This window comes from Dokdonella sp. (assembly GCF_041395345.1).
Taxonomy (GTDB): Bacteria; Pseudomonadota; Gammaproteobacteria; order Xanthomonadales; family Rhodanobacteraceae; genus Dokdonella.
In genome coordinates this window covers 102,015-123,383 of the sequence record NZ_JAWLAR010000011.1, presented here as the reverse complement: position 1 = coordinate 123,383, position 21,369 = coordinate 102,015, and the positions used below count along the sequence as shown (strand labels likewise).

Sequence of the window (21,369 nt, the reverse complement as noted above, 5' to 3'; positions counted from 1 at the left end):
GGAAGGACGCACCAGGTCGGGACGGCGGGTGTGACGATTGGGCGATAATGTGGCACCGTCGAAGGCTGCCGCGGTCGCGCGGCGCATTGTTTCCACCGAGAATCACCATCAACCGGCATGTTCCTGATTGAATCGCCTTCTTCGATCCGCAATCGGGCACCGCACCACATGGAAGACCCCTTGCCTCCCGCCCGAACCTTGTACGCATGACTGAAAAAGGTGCAGCCACCCACACCCCGCTGATGCGCCAGTTCTTCGCTGCGAAGCAGGCCCATCCGGACGTGCTCATGTTCTTTCGCATGGGCGATTTCTACGAGCTCTTCTACGACGACGCGCGCAAGGCGGCACGCCTGATCGATATCACACTGACCCAGCGCGGTTCGTCGGCGGGAGCCCCGATTCCGATGGCCGGTGTGCCCTACCATGCCGCCGAGGGCTATCTGGCACGCCTGGTCAAGCTCGGCGAATCCGTGGCGATCTGCGAGCAGATCGGCGATCCGGCGCAGGCCAAGGGACTGGTCGAGCGCAAGGTCGTGCGTATCGTCACCCCAGGCACGGTGACCGATGAAGCCCTGCTCGAAGAGCGGCGCGACAATCTCCTGCTGGCCATTTCGGCCGGCAAGCAGGGTTTCGGGCTTGCCTGGGTCGACCTGACCACGGGCCGCTTCCTGCTCAGCGATGTCGACAACGCCGAGGCGCTGGCGGCCGAGCTGGCTCGCCTGCAACCCGCCGAGGTGCTGATTGCCGAGGACGTGGCCTGGCCGAAGGTCGTCTCCGGGCTGAGCGGCTTGCGCAAGCGCGCACCCTGGCATTTCGACGCCGAGTCGGCGCAACGCGAACTTTGTCGATTCTTCGGTACGCGCGACCTGTCCGGGTTTGGAGTGGACGATTGCCCGCTGGCCATCGGCGCGGCCGGTTGCCTGCTGGCCTACGTCGAGGAAACGCAGAAGTCCGCCCTGCCCCATCTCAGCGGCATGTCAGTCCAGAACGCGAACGAAACGATTGCGCTGGATGCCGCCACACGGCGCAACCTCGAGCTCGACTTCCATGCCTCCGGCAACCGCGACGTCACCGTGCTCGGCGTGCTCGATACCACGGTTACGCCGATGGGCGCACGCAAGCTGCACCGATGGTTGAACAGGCCACTTCGAGATCGAGAAACACTGAACCGTCGCTATCAGGCCATCGAATCGCTGATCGACAGCGGCTGCAACGAAGGTCTTCGCGAAGAACTCCGCGGCATCGGTGATCTGGAACGGATCCTGGCCCGGGTGGCCCTGCGCTCTGCGCGACCGCGCGATCTTTCGACCCTGCGCGACGGCATTGCGCGCACACCGGCATTGCGCGAGCGTCTGACCGGAACCGACAGTCCGTTGCTGCACGACCTGCTCGAGCGTGTAGGCGAGCACGCCGATACCGCCGCCTACCTGATCGCAGCCGTCGTCGAACAACCTCCGGCCCTGCAGCGCGATGGCGGTGTGATCCGGACCGGGTTCGACGCCGAGCTGGACGAGTTGCGCGCGCTTGCGACCAACGCGGACCAGTTCCTGATCGACTTCGAAGAGCGCGAGAAGGCCGCCAGCGGCATCCCGACGCTCAAAGTCGGCTACAACCGCGTGCACGGTTACTACATCGAGATCAGCAAGGCGCAATCGACCCGGGCACCTGCCCACTACACGCGCAGGCAAACCATCAAGGGGGCCGAGCGCTACATCACCGAAGAACTGAAGACCTTCGAGGACAAGGTGCTTTCCGCCCGCGAGCGTTCACTGATGCGCGAGCGCGCGCTCTACGAGGGCTTGCTCGACTATCTTGGTGAACGCCTGGGCGAGCTGAAGATCGCTGCCGGCGCCATCGCCGAGCTCGACACCCTGGCCTGCCTGGCCGATCGCGCCGAAGCCCTGGGCTGGAATCGCCCTACCCTGACCGATGTCAACGGCATCCAGATCGAACGAGGGCGTCATCCGGTGGTTGAACAGGTCCGTGACGAGCCGTTCGAGCCGAACGATCTGGTCCTGAACGACGAACGCCGCATGCTGATCGTCACCGGCCCCAACATGGGCGGCAAGTCCACCTACATGCGCCAGAACGCCTTGATCGTACTGCTGGCGCACATCGGCAGCTTCGTCCCGGCCGCAGGAGCGACGATCGGACCGATTGACCGCATCTTCACGCGCATCGGTGCCGGTGATGACCTTTCGCGTGGTCAGTCGACTTTCATGGTCGAAATGAGTGAAACGGCCAATATCCTGCACAACGCCAGTGAGCAGAGCCTGGTCCTGATGGATGAAATCGGTCGCGGCACGAGTACCTACGACGGCCTTGCGCTGGCACAGGCCTGTGCCAGTCATCTGGCAACCCGCAACCGTGCGTTCACGCTTTTTGCGACGCACTATTTCGAGCTGACACGTCTGCCCGAAACGCACGAAGGCATCGCGAACGTGCACCTGGATGCCGTCGAATACGGCGAGCAGCTCGTCTTCATGCATGCGGTAAAGGAAGGTCCGGCAAACCGCAGCTTCGGTTTGCAGGTGGCCGCGCTGGCCGGACTGCCCAAGGCCACCATTGCGGATGCACGCGCCACGCTGGCGCGCCTCGAGGCGGACGGGCACTCGACGGCGAAGGCAACTAAATCAGCGTTGTCGGCGACACCCCAACTCGGCCTGTTTGCTCCGCCGGCCCCATCGCCAATCGAGGAAACCATGCGAGCGCTCGATCCGGATTCGATGAGCCCGCGCGAGGCCCTGGAGGCTCTGTACCGCCTGAAAAAGATGCTTTGAGTACGCCACGAAGTCATCTGCCCATGCGATCGGCTACCGCCACCCCACGCATCCACTACCAGGCGTATATCGACGGATTGCGCGCGATCGCGGTCATCGCCGTCATGCTCTATCACCTGGATACGTTCTGGTTGCCGGGCGGGTTCAGTGGTGTTGACGTGTTCTTCGCCATCTCGGGATTTGTGGTCAGTGCTTCGGTCAGCCACTGGAATGATGGTGGTCCGGGGCATTTCCTCGCCTCGTTCTATGCACGTCGCATGCAACGGATTGTGCCGGCCCTGCTCGCCTGCCTGCTCGCAACAAGTCTGGTTTCCACCCTGGTCATACCCAGCGCGTGGCTCAGCTCGTCAAACGAACTGACCGGGCTGTTTGCCTTCTTTGCACTCAGCAATGTCTATCTGGCTTTGCAGTCCGATACCTATTTCTCGCCGAGCACGGAGTTCAATCCCTATCTGCATACCTGGTCGCTGGGTGTCGAAGAGCAGTTCTATCTGCTGTTTCCCCTGCTCTTCTTCGCCTGGACGCGCGGCGGACGCTGGCGGAGCGTATCCGTATGCCTTGTCGCATTGGCCGTGCTCGCTTCACTGGCTGATGCATGGGCACGCTCGGGCTCGGATTCCGGGGCAGGCTTCTACCTGATTACATCGCGATTCTGGCAACTGGGAGCCGGTGTGTTGGTGTTCCAGCTTGTCCAGTCCACGGCCGGCAAAGGTCGGGCGACGGGATGGCTGGCAACAAGGGCAATTGCGGCGTGGCTCTCGCTTGCTTTGCTCGGCTGGGCATTGTCGGTTTCCGAAGTCAGCCGGTTTCCGTTCCCGGGTGCCCTCTTGCCAACCGTCGCGACGCTTGGCCTGTTGGGGTTCCTGTATGGAACCGACCGCAAGCTGGGCTTGTCGCGCCTGCTGGGAAGCGCGATCCCTGTCTATCTGGGGCGTCGCTCGTACTCGCTGTATCTGTGGCATTGGCCGGTCTACGTCGTCATGCGCTGGACCTGCGGACTCGATACGATTCCGCTTGCGGCGGCGGCTGTCGGTTCGACGTTCATTCTGGCCGAGCTGTCCTATCGCCTCGTCGAGTCTCCATTCCGCTACTGGAAGCTGTTACGGCCCTGGTCGCGCACAAGTGTTGTTGCCGCGGGCATGCTGGTGATCGTTGCGTCCTGGGGACTGTCGGCAATGATCTCGCTGGGAAAGCAGCACCTGTCCCTGAGCACGGTATCGCGCAACGCCGAGCTCTGGTATGCGAAACCCCTGCAACGCATCGATGCCATACCCGGCTGTACGGTGGTCACGTCGAGTCAGACAATCGATGCTGCACCCGTGACGATCTACGAGAGATCCGGATGCGGGGCTGTCTCCGCCTCCATGCCCGATGTATTTGCGATTGGCGATTCGCACGCGCTGGCCTATGCAACGATGCTGACCGAATACGTGTTGCGTACCGGCGCGCGGGTCACTCTTTACCCGAATACCGGATGCACGTTTGCCAGTCTGCAGCCCGAACGCGAATCCGGCGTTTGCCCGGCACAGAATCAGGCACAGGTCGACGACATCCTGCATCGCTCGAAACCCGGAGACATCCTGTTCCTCGCAGCGATGCGCCTGCCGCGCCTGAGCAATCAGGATGCGGCCTTTCCTGCAGGAGATGTTGCCGGTTTCCCGCATGTGTCCCGACATGCCACGGCTCGGCGCGCCATCGAGGCCGCGCTCCGGAGAACGCTCTACCCCTTGGCAAGAAAGGGTATCCATATCGTCTTTGAGGCACCGACACCGCTGTTTCGCGCCTCGCCGTTTCGCTGCTCGGACTTCTTCAATGCAGGAAACTCTTCATGCGCGGGCGGCATGTCGGAGTCGCGCGCTTCCATCGAAGACTATCGAGAGCCGGCCATGACCAGCCTTGGCCAGCTGGCGCGCCAGCTGGAGGCCACGGTCTGGGATCCGCTTCCGCTACTTTGCGGCGCCACTCGCTGCAATGCGATACGTGATGGAAAGCCGCTGTTCTTCGACGGCGACCACCTGAGCGGTCACGCCAACCGGATCCTGTTTCCGTCGTTCCTGGCCGCGATCGAACTGATATCCAGACCAGACAGGCATGCGCAACCCGAAATACCTGGTGAAGGAAATGGAGGAAACCGTTCTGGCGACGCCCATGCCATTCCGCATGAGGCGAAGGCCGGCTCCATTCGCACCGCGAGTGAGGAGATCAATGGGCAATCGATCCGGCCGCCTCCTGTCGAGCCGCGGCAAACTCGTCCGCCATCTTCTTCTGCATCGCCTGAATTTCGGGCCTGTCTTTCAGAGGCGCCAGACGCGGATCGTACAGCAGTTCCGCACGGTTTCGATAACCCTGCTCGAAGGCCTTTTCCAGCGCAGCAACAGCGGCGGCCGGCTCATCCTGCTGCGCTGCAACCATTGCTTCCAGCATGAAACGCCGGATTCCGTTGCCCGGTTGCTCGATGGCCCTTTTTGCAACTTCAAGCAGCGGTTCACTCCAACGCCTGGCTTGTTCCTTTTCGCCCATCGCCTCCAATGCGACGACCAGCAAACTGGCCGGATTCATCAAATCCAGATTGGTTTCGAGTTGCCCGGGCTCGCCCGCGGCCTGACTCAGCCAATCCGCCGCCAATCCCGGATTTCCCGCGCGCAACTCGACCATGCCTGCCAGGGTCAGCGTGGTTCGATTGCTGGCGCTATAGGGATTGACGGCAATGCTGGAGATGGCTTCCACCATGTCCGGAATCAACTCGGTACCACCCCGATTGAATTCAATCGTCTGCAGGGCGATGCGTCGATCCGGCGTGCCAGCCGGGAGACGCATGGCAAGCGACGTGGCGGCCTCGAAATCCTCGATCTGCATGAGGACCCTCAGCATGGCATGGATATTTGCCGGCCCATCCGGATCTGTTGCCAGGGCCTGCCTGGCAGCACGCAATGCAGCAGAGTAATCGAGCTCTGCCAGTTCGATCGACGAAACCGCGCGCAACAGTGACGCGTCATTCGGGGTGATCGCAAGTACCCGTTGCAGCTGTTCAAGCGCGGCCTGGCTGTCCCCGCTGCTGGCCGTGAGCTCGGCCAGATTGACATTGATAACGGGCTCCAGCGGGGTGAGCTCGACAGCCTTGAGCAAGACTTCGCGCTTCCTGTCCATTCGGCCCATGCTGCCGTAGACGTTGGCCAGCCACATGGGCGCCATTTCGTAGCGCGGGTCGAGTTTCATCGCCTGCTCCAGACTGCTCTGCGCTGCCGTGTACTGTCCTGCAGTCAAGCGCAACAGCCCGAGAGATGCCCAGGCTTCGCCGAGTTTGGGGCCCAGTACGACAGCCTTGACCGCCGCGGGCTCCGCCAGGCGGATGGCCTCTTCTTCGGAACGCCGACCGTAATCTGCCTGGAGCAGGTAGGTGTCGGCCAATCCGGACCACGCGCGTGCAAACTCCGGATCGAGCTCCACGGCCTTGAGGAACATGGCCTCCGCATCGTCCAGCGAAGCTGCAGTCCGCTTGCGCCATGCGCCGCGACCCTGCATGTACGCCTCCAGGGCTTCCGGGTTGCTGGTGCTGGCTTCCGCGGGCACTTCAGCGGCCACGCCCTCGATACGCGTAGAAAGCTCATCGGAGATCGCCGTTGCGATTTCATCCTGCAGGGCGAAAAGATCGTGATCGGATTTTTCGTAGGTATCGCTCCAGACATGAAATCCGTTGCTCGTGTCGATGAGCTGGGCGGTCACGCGGACGCGCCCACTGGCCTTGCGCAGGGACCCTTCAAGCAACCAGCGCACGCCGAGCTGCTGGCCCAGCGTGCGCATGTCCTGGGCAAGTCCGCGCAATGCAAAGGAGGATGTTCTCGATGCAACCTGCAGACCCGGATTGCGCGCCAGGCGATCGAGCAGTTCTTCGGCGATTCCGTCGGCAAGAAATCCCTGATCTGCCCCGGGACTCAGATCATCGAACGGCAACACGCCAACCGAATTGGCTGGCGCCGAACTCGATGAGGCCTCGATGCCAGGGTCGGCCTTTGCCAACTGGAGCCTGGCGGGCGCATAGACCCCGTAGAGCCACCAGGCAACACCTCCGACGGCCAGCAACACCATCGCAACCGCAAATGCCGCGCCAACCGGACCGGCCACGCCTCGCTCACGCGTGACACCGCGTTTCGAAACATCGAAGAACCAGGAAAGCACGAGCACGACCGGAAAACCAAGCACGACGCCGAGCACGGTCCAGGTCAGCGCCCACGGCGGAAGATCCAGCGGCTCGAAGGTGATCTCCGCCGCCTGCAGAATGATCCAGCCAACCACGGCGTAGGTTATCCCGGCGCGGACAACGCGGCGCCGTCTCAATTCGACCCAGGTATCTCTTAGTAGCGAGCGCTGCATCATCTTCCAGAGTTCAGGCACATTGCATGGCACCCACTCGGCCGCGGATCTGCGGGCATCGTGAATCCCGGGGAAGAGATCCTGCCGGGAGGTGCAAGGGTCATCTTCACTAATGCCGGATTGCGGACGACTCCATTGATGCGCATGGTACACCGGACAGTTTGCATAGATGCTCGAACGCTGTCAGTGACCGCTCTCCTTGAATTCACGCAGGAGGCGGCGAGAGTGCTTGTCGGGTCGAGCTGCCGGATGATCCAGTCCAGCACCTGTGAGTCGCCTCATCTCTCGTGCTTTCTCGCGCGCGTCCACGCTTTCCGCAGACTCCTCGTACAAGGCCTGTGCCTGTGTCGCAGGACCGCGCATGGCGCTCAAGCCGACGACGCGGACCCGCATACGCTCAACGCCGCGAGCGATACTCAGCTGATCGCCGACGTGCACGCTGCGTGCCGGCTTGGCCGACGCGTCGTTGATTGCGACCTTGCCTCCCGCGATGGCCTGCTTGGCGAGACTGCGCGTCTTGAAGAAGCGTGCAGCCCAGAGCCATACATCCAGTCGCACGCCGGCTGCTTCACTATGGGCACCCATGCGATGCTCAGAACCTGATCTTGCCGCGCAGCATGTCCCAGTACATGACCCAGTCGCCGATCAGGCTGTAGAGCGGGTGCTTGAAAGTCGCCGGCCGGTTCTTTTCGAAGAAGAAATGTCCGACCCATGCGAAGCCATAGCCCGCGACGGGTGCAAGCAACAGCCACATCGGGTTGCTGCGTACGATCGCTGCAACAAGGACGCCGATGACCAGAGACGTGCCCACGAAATGCAGACGACGGCAAGTCTGGTCGGCGTGCTCGCCAAGATAGTAGGGATAGAACTCGCGAAAATTCGCGAAGTGTCTCGCTTCTGGAGTGTCGGCAGCGGGTTGATTCATGGCGGTTCCCTCGAAACAGGCGCGTCTCGGAGATTCAGCATACGACCACTCGATCCGGTGTGGAACCCGAAATCCCGCATTCAATCACTTGTCAGGCAAGGGGATGAACTCGGTTTCGCCGGGGACCGCATCGAATCGACCGGCCTTCCAGTCTGCGGCGGCCTGATCGATGCGCTCACGGCTGGCCGCTACGAAGTTCCACCAGACGTGGCGCGGACCATCGAGAGGATCGCCACCCAGCACGATCACTCGCGCCGTCCCTGTGGCCTTCACGACCACCGGACTGTCGGATCCCAGAACCAGCATGTCGTGAACTTCGTACGCACTTCCATCGAGCTCAATGCTGCCTTCGACAACAAGGACTGCGCGCTCTGGAAATTCGTCCGGAACCCTCAGCGAACCACCGTCCCGAAGACTCACGTCAAGGCAGAACAGGCGCGAGTAGACCGGCACTGGCGACCGACGATCCAGCGCCTCGCCAGCGACAAGCCGGATCCGCACCTTGTCATTGTCCTCGATCCATTCCGGCAGCTGGTCGCGCGAATGGTGCGAGAAAGAGGGATCGACCTCCGCATCGCCACCCGGCAGGCCGACCCAGAATTGCACGCCATGCAAGCGATGGCCTGCCGAGCGTTCGAGTGCCGGGGTGCGCTCGGAATGCGCCACGCCGCGGCCTGCGGTCATCCAGTTGACCGCACCCGGCCGGATGTCCTGGACGACGCCCATGCTGTCCCGATGCGTGAATACTCCATCGAACAGGTAGGTCATCGTCGACAGGCCGATGTGCGGATGCGGACGCACGTCCACCCCCTTTCCGGGCGCCAGATCAACCGGACCGACATGATCCAGAAAGACAAAGGGACCCACCGAGCGGCGCTGCGCAGAGGGCAGCATGCGCCGTACGACAAAACCGTCGCCCAGGTCGTGAAGCCTGGGTTCGATGTGCTGGTGCTCTGTCTGGTTCATGGCAATACTCCTTGCGGGAACGGGTTCGAAGCTCAAGGCAACGCTGAACAAGTGGCGCAACCGTCACGACCTCTGTCTGCTTGCGGATCGCGGCGCGCTGACGCAGATGGAGCGGCTGTCTCGGCAACTGCTCCTGCGTTGCTCTACCTCCTGCATCCATGCAGTCGCTTCAAGGCAGCGCAACAAGGAGCTGCGCGCAGACAGGCGTCGCCTGACCGATTGATTTTCTATTGAAACAGGTGGCTTTCCGAAGGCCCGCCAGCCGCACCGCGAGTCTTGCCAAGGCCACCCGCCTTCACTTCGCCTCGCTGCACGACTGGCGGACCCTCTGAGTGCCATGACGATTGTGCCACTTGTTCAGCGTTGCCTTAATCCCATGCGCCTGACTCACCAGGCCCGGGCATACTGCTTCGGCGCTTCGATCGCCGCGCCCAGCTCCCTGGCGGCTCGCCTCGGCCAGTACGGATCGCGCAGCAGCTCCCGCGCCAGCTGGACGAGATCTGCCTGCCCTGAACTCAGGATGGCTTCGGCCTGCGCCGCCTCGGTAATCAGGCCGACCGCACTCGTCGCGATGTCTGCCTCCGCGCGAATTCGCTCGGCGAAGGGAACCTGATAGCCGGGCACCGCTTCAATCTCCTGATCTTCGGAGAGACCGCCACTGGATACGTCGACGAGATCGACACCCTCGTCCTTCAACAGACGCGAAAGCTCGATGCTCTGCTCGATGTCCCAGCCGCCAGGAACCCAGTCGGTGGCAGAGATGCGGACCAGCAGTGGCAGGGAATCGGGCATGGCCGAACGCACCGCCGATACCACCCTGCGTGTCATCCGGACCCGATTGTCGAAACTGCCGCCCCATTCGTCCGAGCGCCGGTTGCTGAGAGGAGAGAGAAATTCGTGCAACAGATAGCCATGCGCCGCATGGATCTCGATCACTCGGAAACCGCTGTCGAGTGCGCGCTGCGTGGCTGCGCGAAATGCCTCGATGATGTCTTCGATGCCCTGGCTATCGAGTGCCTCGGGCTTTGGATAGTGTTCGGAATAGGCCATGGCCGTAGGCGCAACCGGGGTCCAGCCGCCCTCGCCTGGCTCGACCGTGCGTTGCTTGACCCAGGGCGGAGACGTGCTCGCCTTGCGACCGGCATGCGCAAGCTGGATTCCTGCCACTGCTCCCTGCTCGGCAATGAAAGAGGCTATCGGGGCCCACGCTTTGGCCTGCGCATCGTTCCAGATCCCGGTGTCCGCCGGCGAGATCCGGCCACGGGCCTCGACCGCCGTAGCTTCGGCCATCACCAGCCCTGCACCTCCGACGGCACGGCTGCCCAGGTGAACCAGATGCCAAGTTTGGGGCACACCATCGACAGCCGAGTATTCGCACATCGGCGATACGACGATGCGGTTGCGCAGCTTCACCTCACGCAAGGACATTGGCTCAAACAGGTGCATGATGGATTCCCGATTGAAAATTCATGAAAGCGCTACGCACTACACCGTCAAAACCCCGCTTCGACACGGGTTCGCGCTGAGCGCTTCGATGTGCTTTTTCGAGGCGCACTCGCATTCCGGGTGGCGGATACGGATCAAGCAGGCCTGACATCCGCTGCAGTCCCCGTCGCTTCCAGTCGTCGATGAACCCAGTCGGCAATGTGTCGCGCAACCGGCCCAGGCTCCTTCATCCAGGAAAAATGACTGGCCTGCCGACCCTCGAATTCGCTCGCCGCCAGGCTGAGCCGGCTGATTTCGGCACTGGACATCTTTCCCAGCAACCACTCGCATGACTCGGGTGGACAGAGTGAATCCTGTTCCATGCGCATATTCAGCAGGGGTTTTGCGTACTTGCCCAATTCGTTCTCGAAATCGACACCCTCGAGATAGCGGGAGTAGACGCCGGACTTCGCGCTCTGCGCCCAGTCACGCATCAGGGTCCGCGCTTCGCTGCCGGCAAATCCGATCCGCTTGCCGGGGTAGTAGCCGTACAACGCGGTAGCGACACTGACGGCGGCAGGAACCAGCCGCAACAGCCAGCGCCGGGGCGAAGAAAAGGTTTTCCAGTACGGCGAGCCGCAAGCCACCAGCACCAGTGCTTCGCTCGCATCGGGATTCGATGCGGCATGCAGACAGGCGAACTGACCACCGATGCTGTGTCCCGCCAGAATCCATCGCGTATCTGGCATGGCCGCTCGCGCCGCAGCGAGACCGGCCGGAATATCGAACTGCAACAGTTCGCGGTAACCCCAGTCGCTCTGGCGTGATGCGCGCAGGTTGCTTGATCCTGCACCACGCCACTCATGAACGGCGACGCTGATGCCCATCCCCGCAAGGGTTTCGGCAAATCGCAGATAGTGACGCGCGGTGACGCCGAGCGCGGGCAACCAGAACAGGCCGAAGCGCGAATCTGGCGCATGCGAAAGGTGCAGATCCGACTCGGCGCCGTCATCTGTGCGAACACGGATCTTGTGCGGATCAGGCATTGAGTGTTGTTTCAGGCACTTCAACGCGATCTGTCGGTACCGGCATCACCGCGAAGCCGGACTCAGCGACGTCCGCCGCGCGCCGGGCGTGCGCTGGCCAGGCCGACACGCAAGGTGCCGCCATCCTGAAAACTGCCATCCAGACCGGCAATGGCGGCGCGCGCCTCATGCCCTTCCATGGCGAGCTCGGCAAAGCCCTTGCACTCGTTCTTGAACGGATCCATGGCCATTTTCAGCTTGTGCACACGACCAAACTTGCCAAACATGTCGTTCAGGGATGTTTCGGTCATGCTGCGCGGCAAACCACGCACGTTCAAAGTAATCATCTAGCTTCCTCGCAGGTGACAGACGGAATACGTGGATGCTGTATCCGGAAAAACAACGGGGCCGCGACGCGGACGTCGCGGCCCCGGCCATTTCATGCGAGCGTTCTGTATCAGACTGCGGTGACATCCTCCGCCTGCAGGCCCTTCTGGCCTTCGACGACGGTGAAACTCACATTCTGACCTTCCTGCAAAGTCTTGAAGCCCGTGCCATTGATGGCGCGGAAGTGAACGAACACATCCGGGCCGTTTTCACGGCTGATGAATCCAAAACCCTTGCTTTCATTGAACCACTTGACGGTGCCGACCTCACGATCCGACATGCTTGTCTCCACTGATCATTTTGCCCAATACCCCATTGGGGCTTCCAACCACTCTGCATTGCAGCTGCGGCTGGCCGGGCGATGCGGTGGATCAGCGGATCTTCGCGGCATCGGTCCACGGCGTAGCGACCGTGCAAATACAGCGGTTGCGAGTCTAACCGATGTTTCTGAACGATGCGACAGCCCGCCAGGCTTGCAAAATCAACGGGATATCAGTCTTTCGTGTCGACCGTGAAGCTCTCGCCGCAGCCGCATTCTCCGGTCACGTTCGGATTGCGGAACACGAAGGACGCGCTCAGACCCTGGCGCCGATAGTCGATTTCGGTGCCCTCGACGAAGGGCAAGGCCTTGGCGTCGACCAGAACCTGGATGCCATCGTGATCGAAGACGCTGTCGTTTTCGGCGATGGACTGGGCCAGATCGACCGTATACGCATAGCCCGAGCAGCCCGTCTTGCGGATGCCAAAGCGCACTCCGATCGCCGAAGGATCCCTGGCGAGGAAAGTATGCATGCGGCCAAGTGCCGCTTCGGTCAGCTGGATGGGCATGAGGTGCAGGGATTCGAAATTCGGGATAAGGGATTCGGGAAAGCGGGTTCTCGGATGCCAGTCTAACACTCGGACCGGACTCCATATCTAGGATCTAGGGCCACGCTGAACAAGTGGCACAATCGTCATGGCATTTGGAAGGTCTGCCAGTCGTGCTGCGAGGCGAAGTGAAGGCGGGTGGCCCTGGCAAGACTCGAGGTGCGGCTGGCGGGCCTTCTGCAAGCCACCTGTTTCAATAGAGGACCAATCGGTCAGGCGACGCCTGTCTGCGCGCAGACAGACGTCGTGACGGTTGCGCCAGTTGTTCAGCGTTGCCCTGGGCTTCGAACCGTCAAGACAAGGGTGGCATGCCACCCGGCTGTGCGCTTCCGTTATCATGCGCGGCTCCGCCGAATCGCCATGGGCGACGGCTTTCCCGAACACCGGAGCCCGCAACGCATGTCCGTCGTCACCGTAAAACAGGCCTTGAGTGGTGCCCTGCCCGCAGGCAGCCCGATCAGTGTGCGCGGCTGGGTGCGCACCCGCCGCGATTCCAAGGCGGGCCTGTCCTTCATCAATCTGAGCGACGGCTCCTGCTTTGACCCGATCCAGGTGGTTGCACCCGATTCGCTGGCCAACTACGCCGAAGAAGTACAGCGCCTGTCGGCCGGTTGCGCGCTGATCGCCACCGGCGAACTGGTTGCCTCGCAAGGCAAGGGCCAGGGTTTCGAGTTGCAGGCCAGCTCGATCGAGGTGGTCGGCTGGGTCGATGATCCGGAAACCTATCCGATTCAGCCGAAGCCGCATTCGCTCGAGTTCCTGCGTGAAGTCGCCCATCTGCGTCCTCGCACCAACCTGTTCGGCGCGATAACGCGTGTGCGCCACACCATTGCATCGGCGATCCATCGCTACTTCGACCAGAACGGTTACTGCTGGGTCAACACGCCGATCATCACGACCTCGGATGCCGAAGGCGCCGGCCAGATGTTCCGCGTTTCGACCCTGGATCTGATGAACCTGCCGCGTACCGACAAGGGCAAGGTCGACATGCGCGAGGATTTCTTCGGCAAGGATGCATTCCTGACCGTGTCCGGCCAGCTCAATGTCGAGGGATACTGCCTGGCCCTGAGCAAGGTCTACACTTTCGGACCGACGTTTCGTGCCGAGAATTCAAACACGGCACGCCATCTGGCCGAATTCTGGATGATCGAACCCGAGATCGCGTTCGCCGATCTCGACGAGGACGCGCGCGTCGCCGAGGAATTGCTCAAGTTCGTATTCAAGACCGTGCTCGACGAGCGCGCCGACGACATGGCGTTTTTCGCCGAGCGCGTCGAGAAGACGGCTGTCTCGCGCCTGGAGGGCTTCATCAATGCGCCGTTCGAGCGTATCGACTACACCGATGCGGTCGAGATCCTGAAGAAATCCGGCAAGAAATTCGAATACCCGGTGGAATGGGGCGTCGACCTGCAGACCGAGCACGAGCGTTACCTGGTCGAAGAACACGTCGGACGCCCGGTCGTCGTGGCCAACTACCCCGAGAAGATCAAGGCGTTCTACATGCGCCTGAATGACGATCAGCGCACGGTCGCCGCCATGGACGTGCTGGCGCCCGGCATCGGCGAGATCATCGGCGGTTCGCAGCGTGAGGAGCGCCTCGACGTACTCGACGCACGCATGCAGCAGTTCGGTCTCGATCCGGCCCACTACAACTGGTACCGTGATTTCCGTCGCTACGGCACCGTGCCGCATGCCGGATTCGGCCTTGGCTTCGAACGCCTCGTGGTCTATGTCTGTGGCCTGGCCAATATTCGCGACGCCATCCCCTACCCACGCGTTCCCGGCCACGCGGAGTTCTGATGCACCTCGCCCGCGAATTCATGCTGCTGCTCGGCCTCGGCTTCTTCGTCGCCGGCCTGACCACCTACATCATGACCTGGATCCTGGTCGCCGTTCATTTGCGCGACCACCACCCGGCCGAACGCGCACGCCTCGGTGGATTCATGTTCTCGCCGCGCGCATTCGGCTGGTATCTGGCACGCCGCTACCGTGCCCTGCGCGACAAGTCGCTGACCGGCCTGGCCCGGCTTGGCGCGATTGGCGCCTGGGCGATCGTGTTGGGGGCACTGTCCGCCTTCGCCGCCAAGGCAACCGGAGGATTCGGCCCATGAACATGGACGATGACATCGAGATCGGTACCGAAGACGAAATCCGCCACGAATGGTGGGTCGCCGTGATCGGCGACACCCTGGTCTGGGCGCGCATGACCATCCTCGAGTCCGGTATCGTCGAAATCTTCGACTCCAGCGGCGAGCGCCCGCGCTACGACGACGAACAGCACGCACGCATGGCCCTGCTCGACGCCGAGTTTCGCGCCTTCGACGGCCTCGACGCGGAAGATGCGGCGATCATGGGCTTCGACCTTGAGTCCGTCGAACCCCCGCATTCCAGCGATGACGACGACCTGCTCTCGCAAATGGTTCAGAAGCTCGCGCGCATTCAGTAACGCTAAAATGGGCGCCATCAAGAAGCGATAAGGCAACGAAGGAATCGCTGCTGGTATTGCAGTGTGTTTTTCCTTCTCCCGCCTGCGGGAGAAGGTCCCGCAGGGGGATGAGGGAACGCTCTTGATTCTTTCGTTTCCCGACCAGAGAAGTGAGGCAAGACACATGAATCTCGAACTCACCGGCAAGCACGCCCTCGTCTGTGGCGCCTCCCAGGGCATAGGTCGCGCGGCAGCACACGAACTGGCCGCACTCGGCGCTGACGTCACCCTTCTCGCCCGTTCTGCCGAATCGCTGAAGGCAGTCGTCGACTCCCTGCCGCGCACGCATGCCGCGCAGAAACACGGCTACATCAGCGCTGACATGAACGATCATGCGGCCCTGCGCACACAAGTCGAAGCGGTAGCCAACAACGGCGCAATCAATATTCTCGTCAACAATACTGGGGGTCCGCCCGGCGGCACCGCCCACGCCGCAAGGATCGAAGAATTCCAGACGGCCTTCAACCTGCACCTGATTGCCGCGCAGGTCATCCTGCAAGCCGTGCTGCCCGGCATGCAGGGCTGCGGCTACGGCCGCATCATCAACGTGATCTCGACCTCGGTGAAGGAACCGATCCGCAATCTCGGCGTGTCCAACACGATCCGCGGCGCCGTGGCGAGCTGGTCGAAAACACTGGCTACCGAACTAGGCCCGCACGGGATCACCGTCAACAATGTGCTGCCCGGCTACACCAAGACCCAACGCCTCGAACAAATCCTCCACGACCGCGCCAAGGCCACCGGCAGCAGCGAAGAAAAAGTCGCCGAAGGCATGCTCGCAACCGTCCCGCTGCGCCGCTTCGCCGAAGCCAGCGAAATCGCCGGCGTCATCGCCTTTCTTGCATCGCCTGCTGCGGGTTACGTGAACGGGATCAACGTACCTGTGGATGGCGGGCGAACGTTGTCGCTTTAGGTACTCTCCACGAATCCTGTCTGCACCGACTTCCCGTCACAGCGCAACTGCGAGCACAACGTTCCTCTCAAGGAAGAAAGCCTTGCCTCGGTTGCCATTCGCATTGTCCCGCGAACGGGAACAGCATCGGGTCGACCTACATTGCGGGACCAATCAAGCGGTGCCCTTCAGTTCCGTGCTCGATGTGACGACGCCATTGGCATCGGCATAGATCCATTCACCCGGAAGGAATGCAAGGCCGGCAAAGCTGACCGGCACGTCGACATCACCGAGGCCGCGCTTTTCGGTTTTCATCGGATGGCTGGCCAGGGCCTGCACGCCGATGTCGAGGGTGGCGATGATCTGCACGTCACGCAGGCAGCCGTTGATCAGAATGCCTTCCCAGCCATTCGACGCGGCCTGTTGCGCGAGCTGATCGCCCAGCAATGCGCGGCGCAATGAAGCGCCGCCATCGACGACGAGCACCTTGCCCTTCCCTGGGGTTGCGACGAGCTCCTTTACCCTGGAGTTGTCCTCGAAACACTTGACCGTGACGATCCGGCCAGCAAAAAAATCGCGACCGCCGTAAGTGCGGAAGATCGGCTCGGCCACACGGACGAGATCGGGATGGGCGTCGCAGAGGTCTGGCGTGGTCATGTGGCTGGCAATTCCTGCAATGGACTCGCCCCATCATCCCAGTACGGATGAACCAGAACCAGACGCCCTGAACGGTCCGCGGAACTTGCATGCAACATTCGCGAGTGCACAATGTCCTCACGACCTCACCATCGAAAGGCAAGACCATGACCAATCGACGCGAGTTTCTTGGCACTTCCACGGCCATTGCGCTGGCTGCAATGATCCATCCATCACTGGCCTTCGGTACCACTCCGGCGCCCGACATGAAGGGCAAGATGGCGACGCGGGTGATTCCTTCCAGTGGCGAGCGCGTGCCGGTGATCGGGCTCGGAACCTCGGGCAGCTTCGAGATAGGCACCGGCGCGGATGAGCGCGATCCGCGTCGCGAAGTGCTGCGACGCTTCTTCGCTGCAGGCGCTACCCTGATCGATACCTCGCCCTCCTACAGCACGGCCGAGACCGTCATCGGCGATCTGATCGACGAGCTGAAGATGCGCGACAAGGCTTTCCTGGCGACAAAGCTTTCCGGCGTCGTCGGTCGCGATGCCGGACTTGCCCAGTTCAATGCCTCGCTGAAGCGCCTCAGGACCGACCACGTCGAATTGCTCCAGGTACACAATCTTGGCGACTGGAAGACACAACTGGCGCTTGCGCGCGAACTCAAGGCCGAAGGCAAGACCCGGTATGTCGGCCTGACCCATTACCTTGATCGCGCCCAGGACGATCTGGCGGATGCCGTTGCCGAATCAAAGCCCGACTTCCTGCAAATCAATTATTCGGTCACCCATCGCGATGCGGAGAAGCGCGTGTTCCCGATGGCACGCGACCTCGGCGTGGCCGTGCTCGCGAACCGCAACTTCGACGACGGCGACCTGTTCTCGCGGGTGAAGGGCAAGCCACTACCGGGCTGGGCCGCCGAGGTCGGCGCAACGTCATGGGCGCAATTGTTCCTGCGCTTTGCCTTGAGCGAACCCGCGGTGACCGTCGTGATCCCCGCCACAGGCAAACCCGATCGCGAATCGGACAATCTCCAGGCGGGAATGGGGCCCATTCTTGACGCAACGCAGCGTGCATCCCTGATCGCCGAATTCGAGAGCACCTGATCGATCCTGCCCGCCATCCGGCGGCCAGGCCGATCGTCGAGGCGCCGCCGGAGCGGACTGTTTCAGGTTGTCCGGATCCGATCATCAAGGAGAGCGACGATGGCTGCATTGCTGGTTGTCTTCGTGCATGGCTGGAGCGTCACCAACACGAATACCTACGGCGCCCTGCCCGCCCGTCTCAAGGCCGAGGCGGCGCGTGCCGGCGGACCAAGACTCGACGTGAAGCACGTTCATCTCGGGCAGTACGTCAGCTTTCGCGATGAAGTGAAATTGTCGGATATCTCGCGCGGATTCGAGTCTGCGCTGTCTGCCGTACTTGAAAGCGCGGGAGCCAACCGGCGCTTCGTCTGCATTACCCATTCGACTGGAGGGCCGGTTGTTCGTGACTGGTTCGATCGAACCTGGGTGCGGACCAAACGCCCGTCCGACTGTCCGATGAGCCATCTGATCATGCTCGCTCCGGCCAATTTCGGGTCGGCACTGGCGCAACTCGGCAAGTCGCGTCTGGCCGCGATCAGGAGCTGGTTCAACGGAATCGAGCCGGGACAGGGCGTACTCGACTGGCTTGAACTCGGCAGCCCGGAATCCTGTGAGCTCAACCTGCGCTGGATCAATGACTATCCGCGCCTGAAACTGACGGAGTCTGCGCAGCCACTCTTCCAGTTCGTGCTCAGCGGCGATTCGATCGACCGCAAGCTGTACGACTTCGTCAATCCGTATACCGGCGAAATCGGATCCGATGGTGTCGTCCGCCTCGCCGCAGCCAACCTCAATGCCACCCACATCGTGCTCGAGCAGCCGGAAAGCGTTGCGGGCGAAGCGTTGCCTTCGGCCAGAAAGCGCCTGCGCACGCTCAAGAAGGTCTCAACCAGGCGGTCGCCAAGGACAGCCTTCAAGATCGTGCCTGGCAAGGCCCACTCGGGCGAAGCCATGGGCATCATGCGCGCGGTACGAGACGACGGCGGCCAGGACGAAACGGTTGCAGCGATTCTGCGCTGCCTCGGCGTTTCAACTGGAGCCGACTACACGACGCTGTGCGATCAATTCGACAGCGAGAACAAGGCCCACCAGGAGGTCGCCAGGCGACTCGAAGTCGAGCACGTTCCGGTACTGCCGGATCGCGAGTACATCCACGATCCACACGCCATGGTGATCTTTCGCCTGATCGACTCGAGCGGCATCGGCGCGCCCGACGTCAAGGTCCTGTTGACCGCCGGCCCCAACAACGATCCCAACCAGCTGCCCGAAAACTTTCTTGCCGATCGCCAGTACAACCGGCGATCCGGGAATCTCACCTTCTTTCTCAATCACGCCACGCTGACCGGTTGCGAGGCCGTGCCTGGCAAGAAGGAAGGCGAGGTTGCGCGCAAGGCGCTAATACCACGACCCCCGTATGGATTGCGTATCACGCCGCGCGATGGCGATCATTTTGTCGAATACTGGATGGCCGAACTCCAGGCCGACGTGCAGAACCTGCTGCCACTGATCGCGCCGAACGAAACCACGATCATCGATATCCGCATGACGCGGGTGGTGCGCGAGGGGGTATTCAGCCTGGCCCGGCAAACCAGTCCGCGCAGTTTCAAGGATACCGAACCGGGCGGCGTGCTGTGATCACGTCCGACATCTTGAAATGAAGCCAGGGACGGAAGCTGACAATCAGTTGGACACCGTCGGAACGGTACTCGTGCAATGTCTAGTTGATCGCCATGATCACTTCGATCACGGGGCGGCGCAGCGACTCGCGCAAGGTCTCGTTGTCAGAAGACCCCTATCGTCGACCCCGGGATAATCGGCGATCCGCATGAACAGGTCTGCAGCATTCGCGAAGCCGCAATGCCAGCCCTGCTTCGGATCGAACCCTTGATAGATTGCAGCCGGTGGTGGAAAGTCACCGGCTGCAATCGGCGATCAGCGCTGGCGAGCTATTGCACTCTCACAACCGCCGGCGGCGTCCAGCTGCCATCCAGAATCGATGGTGCCGATGGCTCTGGGTAATACATGCGCAGCATCGGGATGAATTCGCCAGATGGCGCTGGCAGCCAGTTGGACTCCTTGTCCTTGCCCGGCGACTCGGTCTGGAAATAGAGCGTGGTCGACCCATCGGCATTGGTCTTCAGGTTGTCGCGCGGGCTGACTGTAAACTTGTTCAGCTTGTTCGGTACAAACCACCAGCCTCCGTCGATCATGTACATGGTGATCGACCAGAAACCCTTGACTGGTGGCGTCTCGCCCTTGGCAAATGTCAGGGTGTACTTGTTGGCGCCATTGAGTTTCTGACCCTCACTGTCCACCATGGTGTAGGGGTAGACCGCATCCTGCTCACGATTGGCCGGCCAGCCGAACGCGGCTACCGTGGCCCGCTTCAGATAGTCGGTACCGTAAACGCCCAGCCCCTTTGTAATCGTCCAGCCATTGACCTTCTTGCCCAGGTTTTCCTGGTTGGCCTTGATTCTTTCCCATCCGGACTTGATCCCCTCGGTGACCGCAGTCTGCACCGCCGGATCCCATTTGCTGGCATCAAATGGCTCGCAGGGCACGATCCCTATTTTGGCCATTTCCTCTACCTGCGGTGCGTCAATAGCCGCCGGTGGCGCATCCTTGCACATGAGGCTTGCCAACTTGTTGAAATAGGTAGACGAATCCATGGCGTTGATCACCTCCTGCGGCTTCTCAGTCATGCTGTAGCCCGTATCGGGATCGACCGGCGGCGCCACTGGCGTGTAGGGCTGGCCCCAGGCCGACAACGGGGTGATCTTGTATTGCGCCTGCAGCAAATTGACCGCCTTGTAGTCCGCATCGGTGCCATCGGCGTAGGTCCGGCCAAGCACAACCATGTAGCGCGTCTCCATCGGGATATGCTTCATCCCTTCGGGCACCGTTCCCGTCCAACCCGGACCGGTAAGCAGGTAGTTGGCAGCTGCGCCATCAGCAGTACGGGCACTCGGGGAGTCGGCTAGATCGATCATCCAGAGGTCCGAGATTTCGAATAGAAAGAAGCGCTTGCCCATGTCCGGATGACTGAAGACCTGCGGTTCGCTCAAGTCCACCCACGCCACCGAATACAGGGTGTCGGCATTGGGCGCCGAGACGCCGCGGTAATCCGCCGGCGGGTACCGCGGCACATTGATGAACTGGCCGACCGGCGCCGTCAGGTCCTTCACTTCGGGCACATTGCTCATCTGCACCCTGGTGATGTCCGTGGTAATCAGTGAGTAGCCATACACAAAAGCGTCTGCGGCAATCCGGCGTCCTTGCTCGGCACTGGGTCCCGCCGTTCCTTCTTGTGTTGCCGGTGCAGGTGCCGTTGTTGAGGGCGCCTCCGAAACGGCGTTGGTGTCACTGGAGTTTTGGTTACATCCAGCCATCAATGCCAGAGTGATAAGAGCAGATAAACTGGGCGTGGCTCGTCGAATTTTCATGCTTGTCTCCAAGAACATAATGGGCCTGTTCGATTTGCAGACTTCGGGCCGGGATGGAATATTGACTCACTGCCGTCGGTAC

At 61.7% G+C, this 21,369-nt stretch carries 19 protein-coding genes and 1 pseudogene; 9 read left to right on the top strand and 11 right to left on the bottom strand.

The window, feature by feature from the left end; all coding sequences use genetic code 11:
* Positions 1–206 precede the first annotated feature (206 nt).
* On the top strand, positions 207–2,780 hold the full coding sequence (gene mutS / locus R3F00_RS11525; RefSeq protein ID WP_371281944.1) for a DNA mismatch repair protein MutS: 2,574 nt from the start codon (positions 207–209) through the stop codon (positions 2,778–2,780).
* Between the two features lie 23 nt (positions 2,781–2,803).
* Positions 2,804–5,206: an acyltransferase family protein gene (locus R3F00_RS11520; RefSeq protein ID WP_371281943.1), complete on the top strand. Its 2,403-nt coding sequence runs from the start codon at positions 2,804–2,806 to the stop codon at positions 5,204–5,206.
* Between the two features lie 679 nt (positions 5,207–5,885).
* Here R3F00_RS11520 and R3F00_RS11515 read toward each other — a convergent pair.
* From R3F00_RS11515 to R3F00_RS11500, 4 genes and pseudogenes are all read right to left on the bottom strand, one after another.
* A pseudogene (locus tag R3F00_RS11515) lies at positions 5,886–6,242 on the bottom strand (tetratricopeptide repeat protein); the annotation flags it as partial.
* Between the two features lie 1,092 nt (positions 6,243–7,334).
* A complete protein-coding gene (locus R3F00_RS11510; RefSeq protein WP_371281942.1) occupies positions 7,335–7,736 on the bottom strand; it encodes an RNA-binding S4 domain-containing protein in 402 nt (133 codons plus the stop codon).
* 7 nt (positions 7,737–7,743) lie between these two features.
* The gene (locus tag R3F00_RS11505) at positions 7,744–8,076 is read right to left on the bottom strand and encodes an Mpo1-like protein (RefSeq protein WP_371281941.1); all 333 of its coding nucleotides are present in this window, start codon (positions 8,074–8,076) and stop codon (positions 7,744–7,746) included.
* 84 nt (positions 8,077–8,160) lie between these two features.
* The gene (locus R3F00_RS11500; RefSeq protein WP_371281940.1) at positions 8,161–9,042 is read right to left on the bottom strand and encodes a pirin family protein; all 882 of its coding nucleotides are present in this window, start codon (positions 9,040–9,042) and stop codon (positions 8,161–8,163) included.
* On the opposite strand from R3F00_RS11500, the gene R3F00_RS11495 reads away from it, so the two are divergent.
* Positions 9,041–9,265, top strand: a complete 225-nt coding sequence (locus tag R3F00_RS11495) for a hypothetical protein (protein ID WP_371281939.1) — start codon at positions 9,041–9,043, stop codon at positions 9,263–9,265. The genes R3F00_RS11500 and R3F00_RS11495 overlap by 2 nt on opposite strands.
* 164 nt (positions 9,266–9,429) lie before the next feature.
* On the opposite strand, the gene R3F00_RS11490 is transcribed toward R3F00_RS11495, so the two are convergent.
* From R3F00_RS11490 to R3F00_RS11470, 5 genes are all read right to left on the bottom strand, one after another.
* On the bottom strand, positions 9,430–10,488 hold the full coding sequence (locus R3F00_RS11490) for an NADH:flavin oxidoreductase/NADH oxidase (protein WP_371281938.1): 1,059 nt from the start codon (positions 10,486–10,488) through the stop codon (positions 9,430–9,432).
* 134 nt (positions 10,489–10,622) lie between these two features.
* Positions 10,623–11,513: a serine aminopeptidase domain-containing protein gene (locus R3F00_RS11485; protein ID WP_371281937.1), complete on the bottom strand. Its 891-nt coding sequence runs from the start codon at positions 11,511–11,513 to the stop codon at positions 10,623–10,625.
* A 62-nt stretch (positions 11,514–11,575) separates the two neighbouring features.
* Positions 11,576–11,839, bottom strand: coding sequence for an RNA recognition motif domain-containing protein (locus tag R3F00_RS11480; protein WP_371281936.1), 264 nt, complete (start codon positions 11,837–11,839; stop codon positions 11,576–11,578).
* Positions 11,840–11,949: 110 nt separating this feature from the next.
* Positions 11,950–12,159 (bottom strand): cold-shock protein, encoded by a 210-nt coding sequence (locus tag R3F00_RS11475; protein ID WP_371281935.1) that lies wholly within the window; start codon positions 12,157–12,159, stop codon positions 11,950–11,952.
* Positions 12,160–12,371: 212 nt separating this feature from the next.
* Positions 12,372–12,707: a HesB/IscA family protein gene (locus R3F00_RS11470; protein ID WP_371281982.1), complete on the bottom strand. Its 336-nt coding sequence runs from the start codon at positions 12,705–12,707 to the stop codon at positions 12,372–12,374.
* Positions 12,708–13,145: 438 nt separating this feature from the next.
* On the opposite strand from R3F00_RS11470, the gene asnS reads away from it, so the two are divergent.
* From asnS to R3F00_RS11450, 4 genes are all read left to right on the top strand, one after another.
* Complete coding sequence (gene asnS / locus R3F00_RS11465; RefSeq protein WP_371281934.1) at positions 13,146–14,546, top strand: asparagine--tRNA ligase; 1,401 nt, start codon at positions 13,146–13,148, stop codon at positions 14,544–14,546.
* Positions 14,546–14,857 carry a hypothetical protein gene (locus R3F00_RS11460; RefSeq protein WP_371281933.1) on the top strand — a complete coding sequence of 104 codons (312 nt, stop codon included), beginning with the start codon at positions 14,546–14,548 and terminating at the stop codon, positions 14,855–14,857. Before asnS ends, R3F00_RS11460 begins: the two co-directional genes overlap by 1 nt.
* Positions 14,854–15,192 carry a hypothetical protein gene (locus R3F00_RS11455; RefSeq protein ID WP_371281932.1) on the top strand — a complete coding sequence of 113 codons (339 nt, stop codon included), beginning with the start codon at positions 14,854–14,856 and terminating at the stop codon, positions 15,190–15,192. Before R3F00_RS11460 ends, R3F00_RS11455 begins: the two co-directional genes overlap by 4 nt.
* Positions 15,193–15,355: 163 nt before the next feature.
* Positions 15,356–16,144, top strand: a complete 789-nt coding sequence (locus R3F00_RS11450) for an SDR family oxidoreductase (RefSeq protein WP_371281931.1) — start codon at positions 15,356–15,358, stop codon at positions 16,142–16,144.
* A gap of 153 nt (positions 16,145–16,297) precedes the next feature.
* On the opposite strand, the gene rraA is transcribed toward R3F00_RS11450, so the two are convergent.
* Positions 16,298–16,780 carry a ribonuclease E activity regulator RraA gene (rraA, locus tag R3F00_RS11445; protein ID WP_371281930.1) on the bottom strand — a complete coding sequence of 161 codons (483 nt, stop codon included), beginning with the start codon at positions 16,778–16,780 and terminating at the stop codon, positions 16,298–16,300.
* An 89-nt stretch (positions 16,781–16,869) separates the two neighbouring features.
* On the opposite strand from rraA, the gene R3F00_RS11440 reads away from it, so the two are divergent.
* Positions 16,870–17,865: an aldo/keto reductase gene (locus tag R3F00_RS11440; protein ID WP_371281929.1), complete on the top strand. Its 996-nt coding sequence runs from the start codon at positions 16,870–16,872 to the stop codon at positions 17,863–17,865.
* A 99-nt stretch (positions 17,866–17,964) separates the two neighbouring features.
* Positions 17,965–19,479: an esterase/lipase family protein gene (locus tag R3F00_RS11435; RefSeq protein WP_371281928.1), complete on the top strand. Its 1,515-nt coding sequence runs from the start codon at positions 17,965–17,967 to the stop codon at positions 19,477–19,479.
* A gap of 311 nt (positions 19,480–19,790) precedes the next feature.
* Here the strand turns inward: R3F00_RS11435 and R3F00_RS11430 are convergent, their stop codons facing one another.
* Complete coding sequence (locus R3F00_RS11430; protein ID WP_371281927.1) at positions 19,791–21,287, bottom strand: DUF1254 domain-containing protein; 1,497 nt, start codon at positions 21,285–21,287, stop codon at positions 19,791–19,793.
* Between the last annotated feature and the right edge of the window lie 82 nt (positions 21,288–21,369).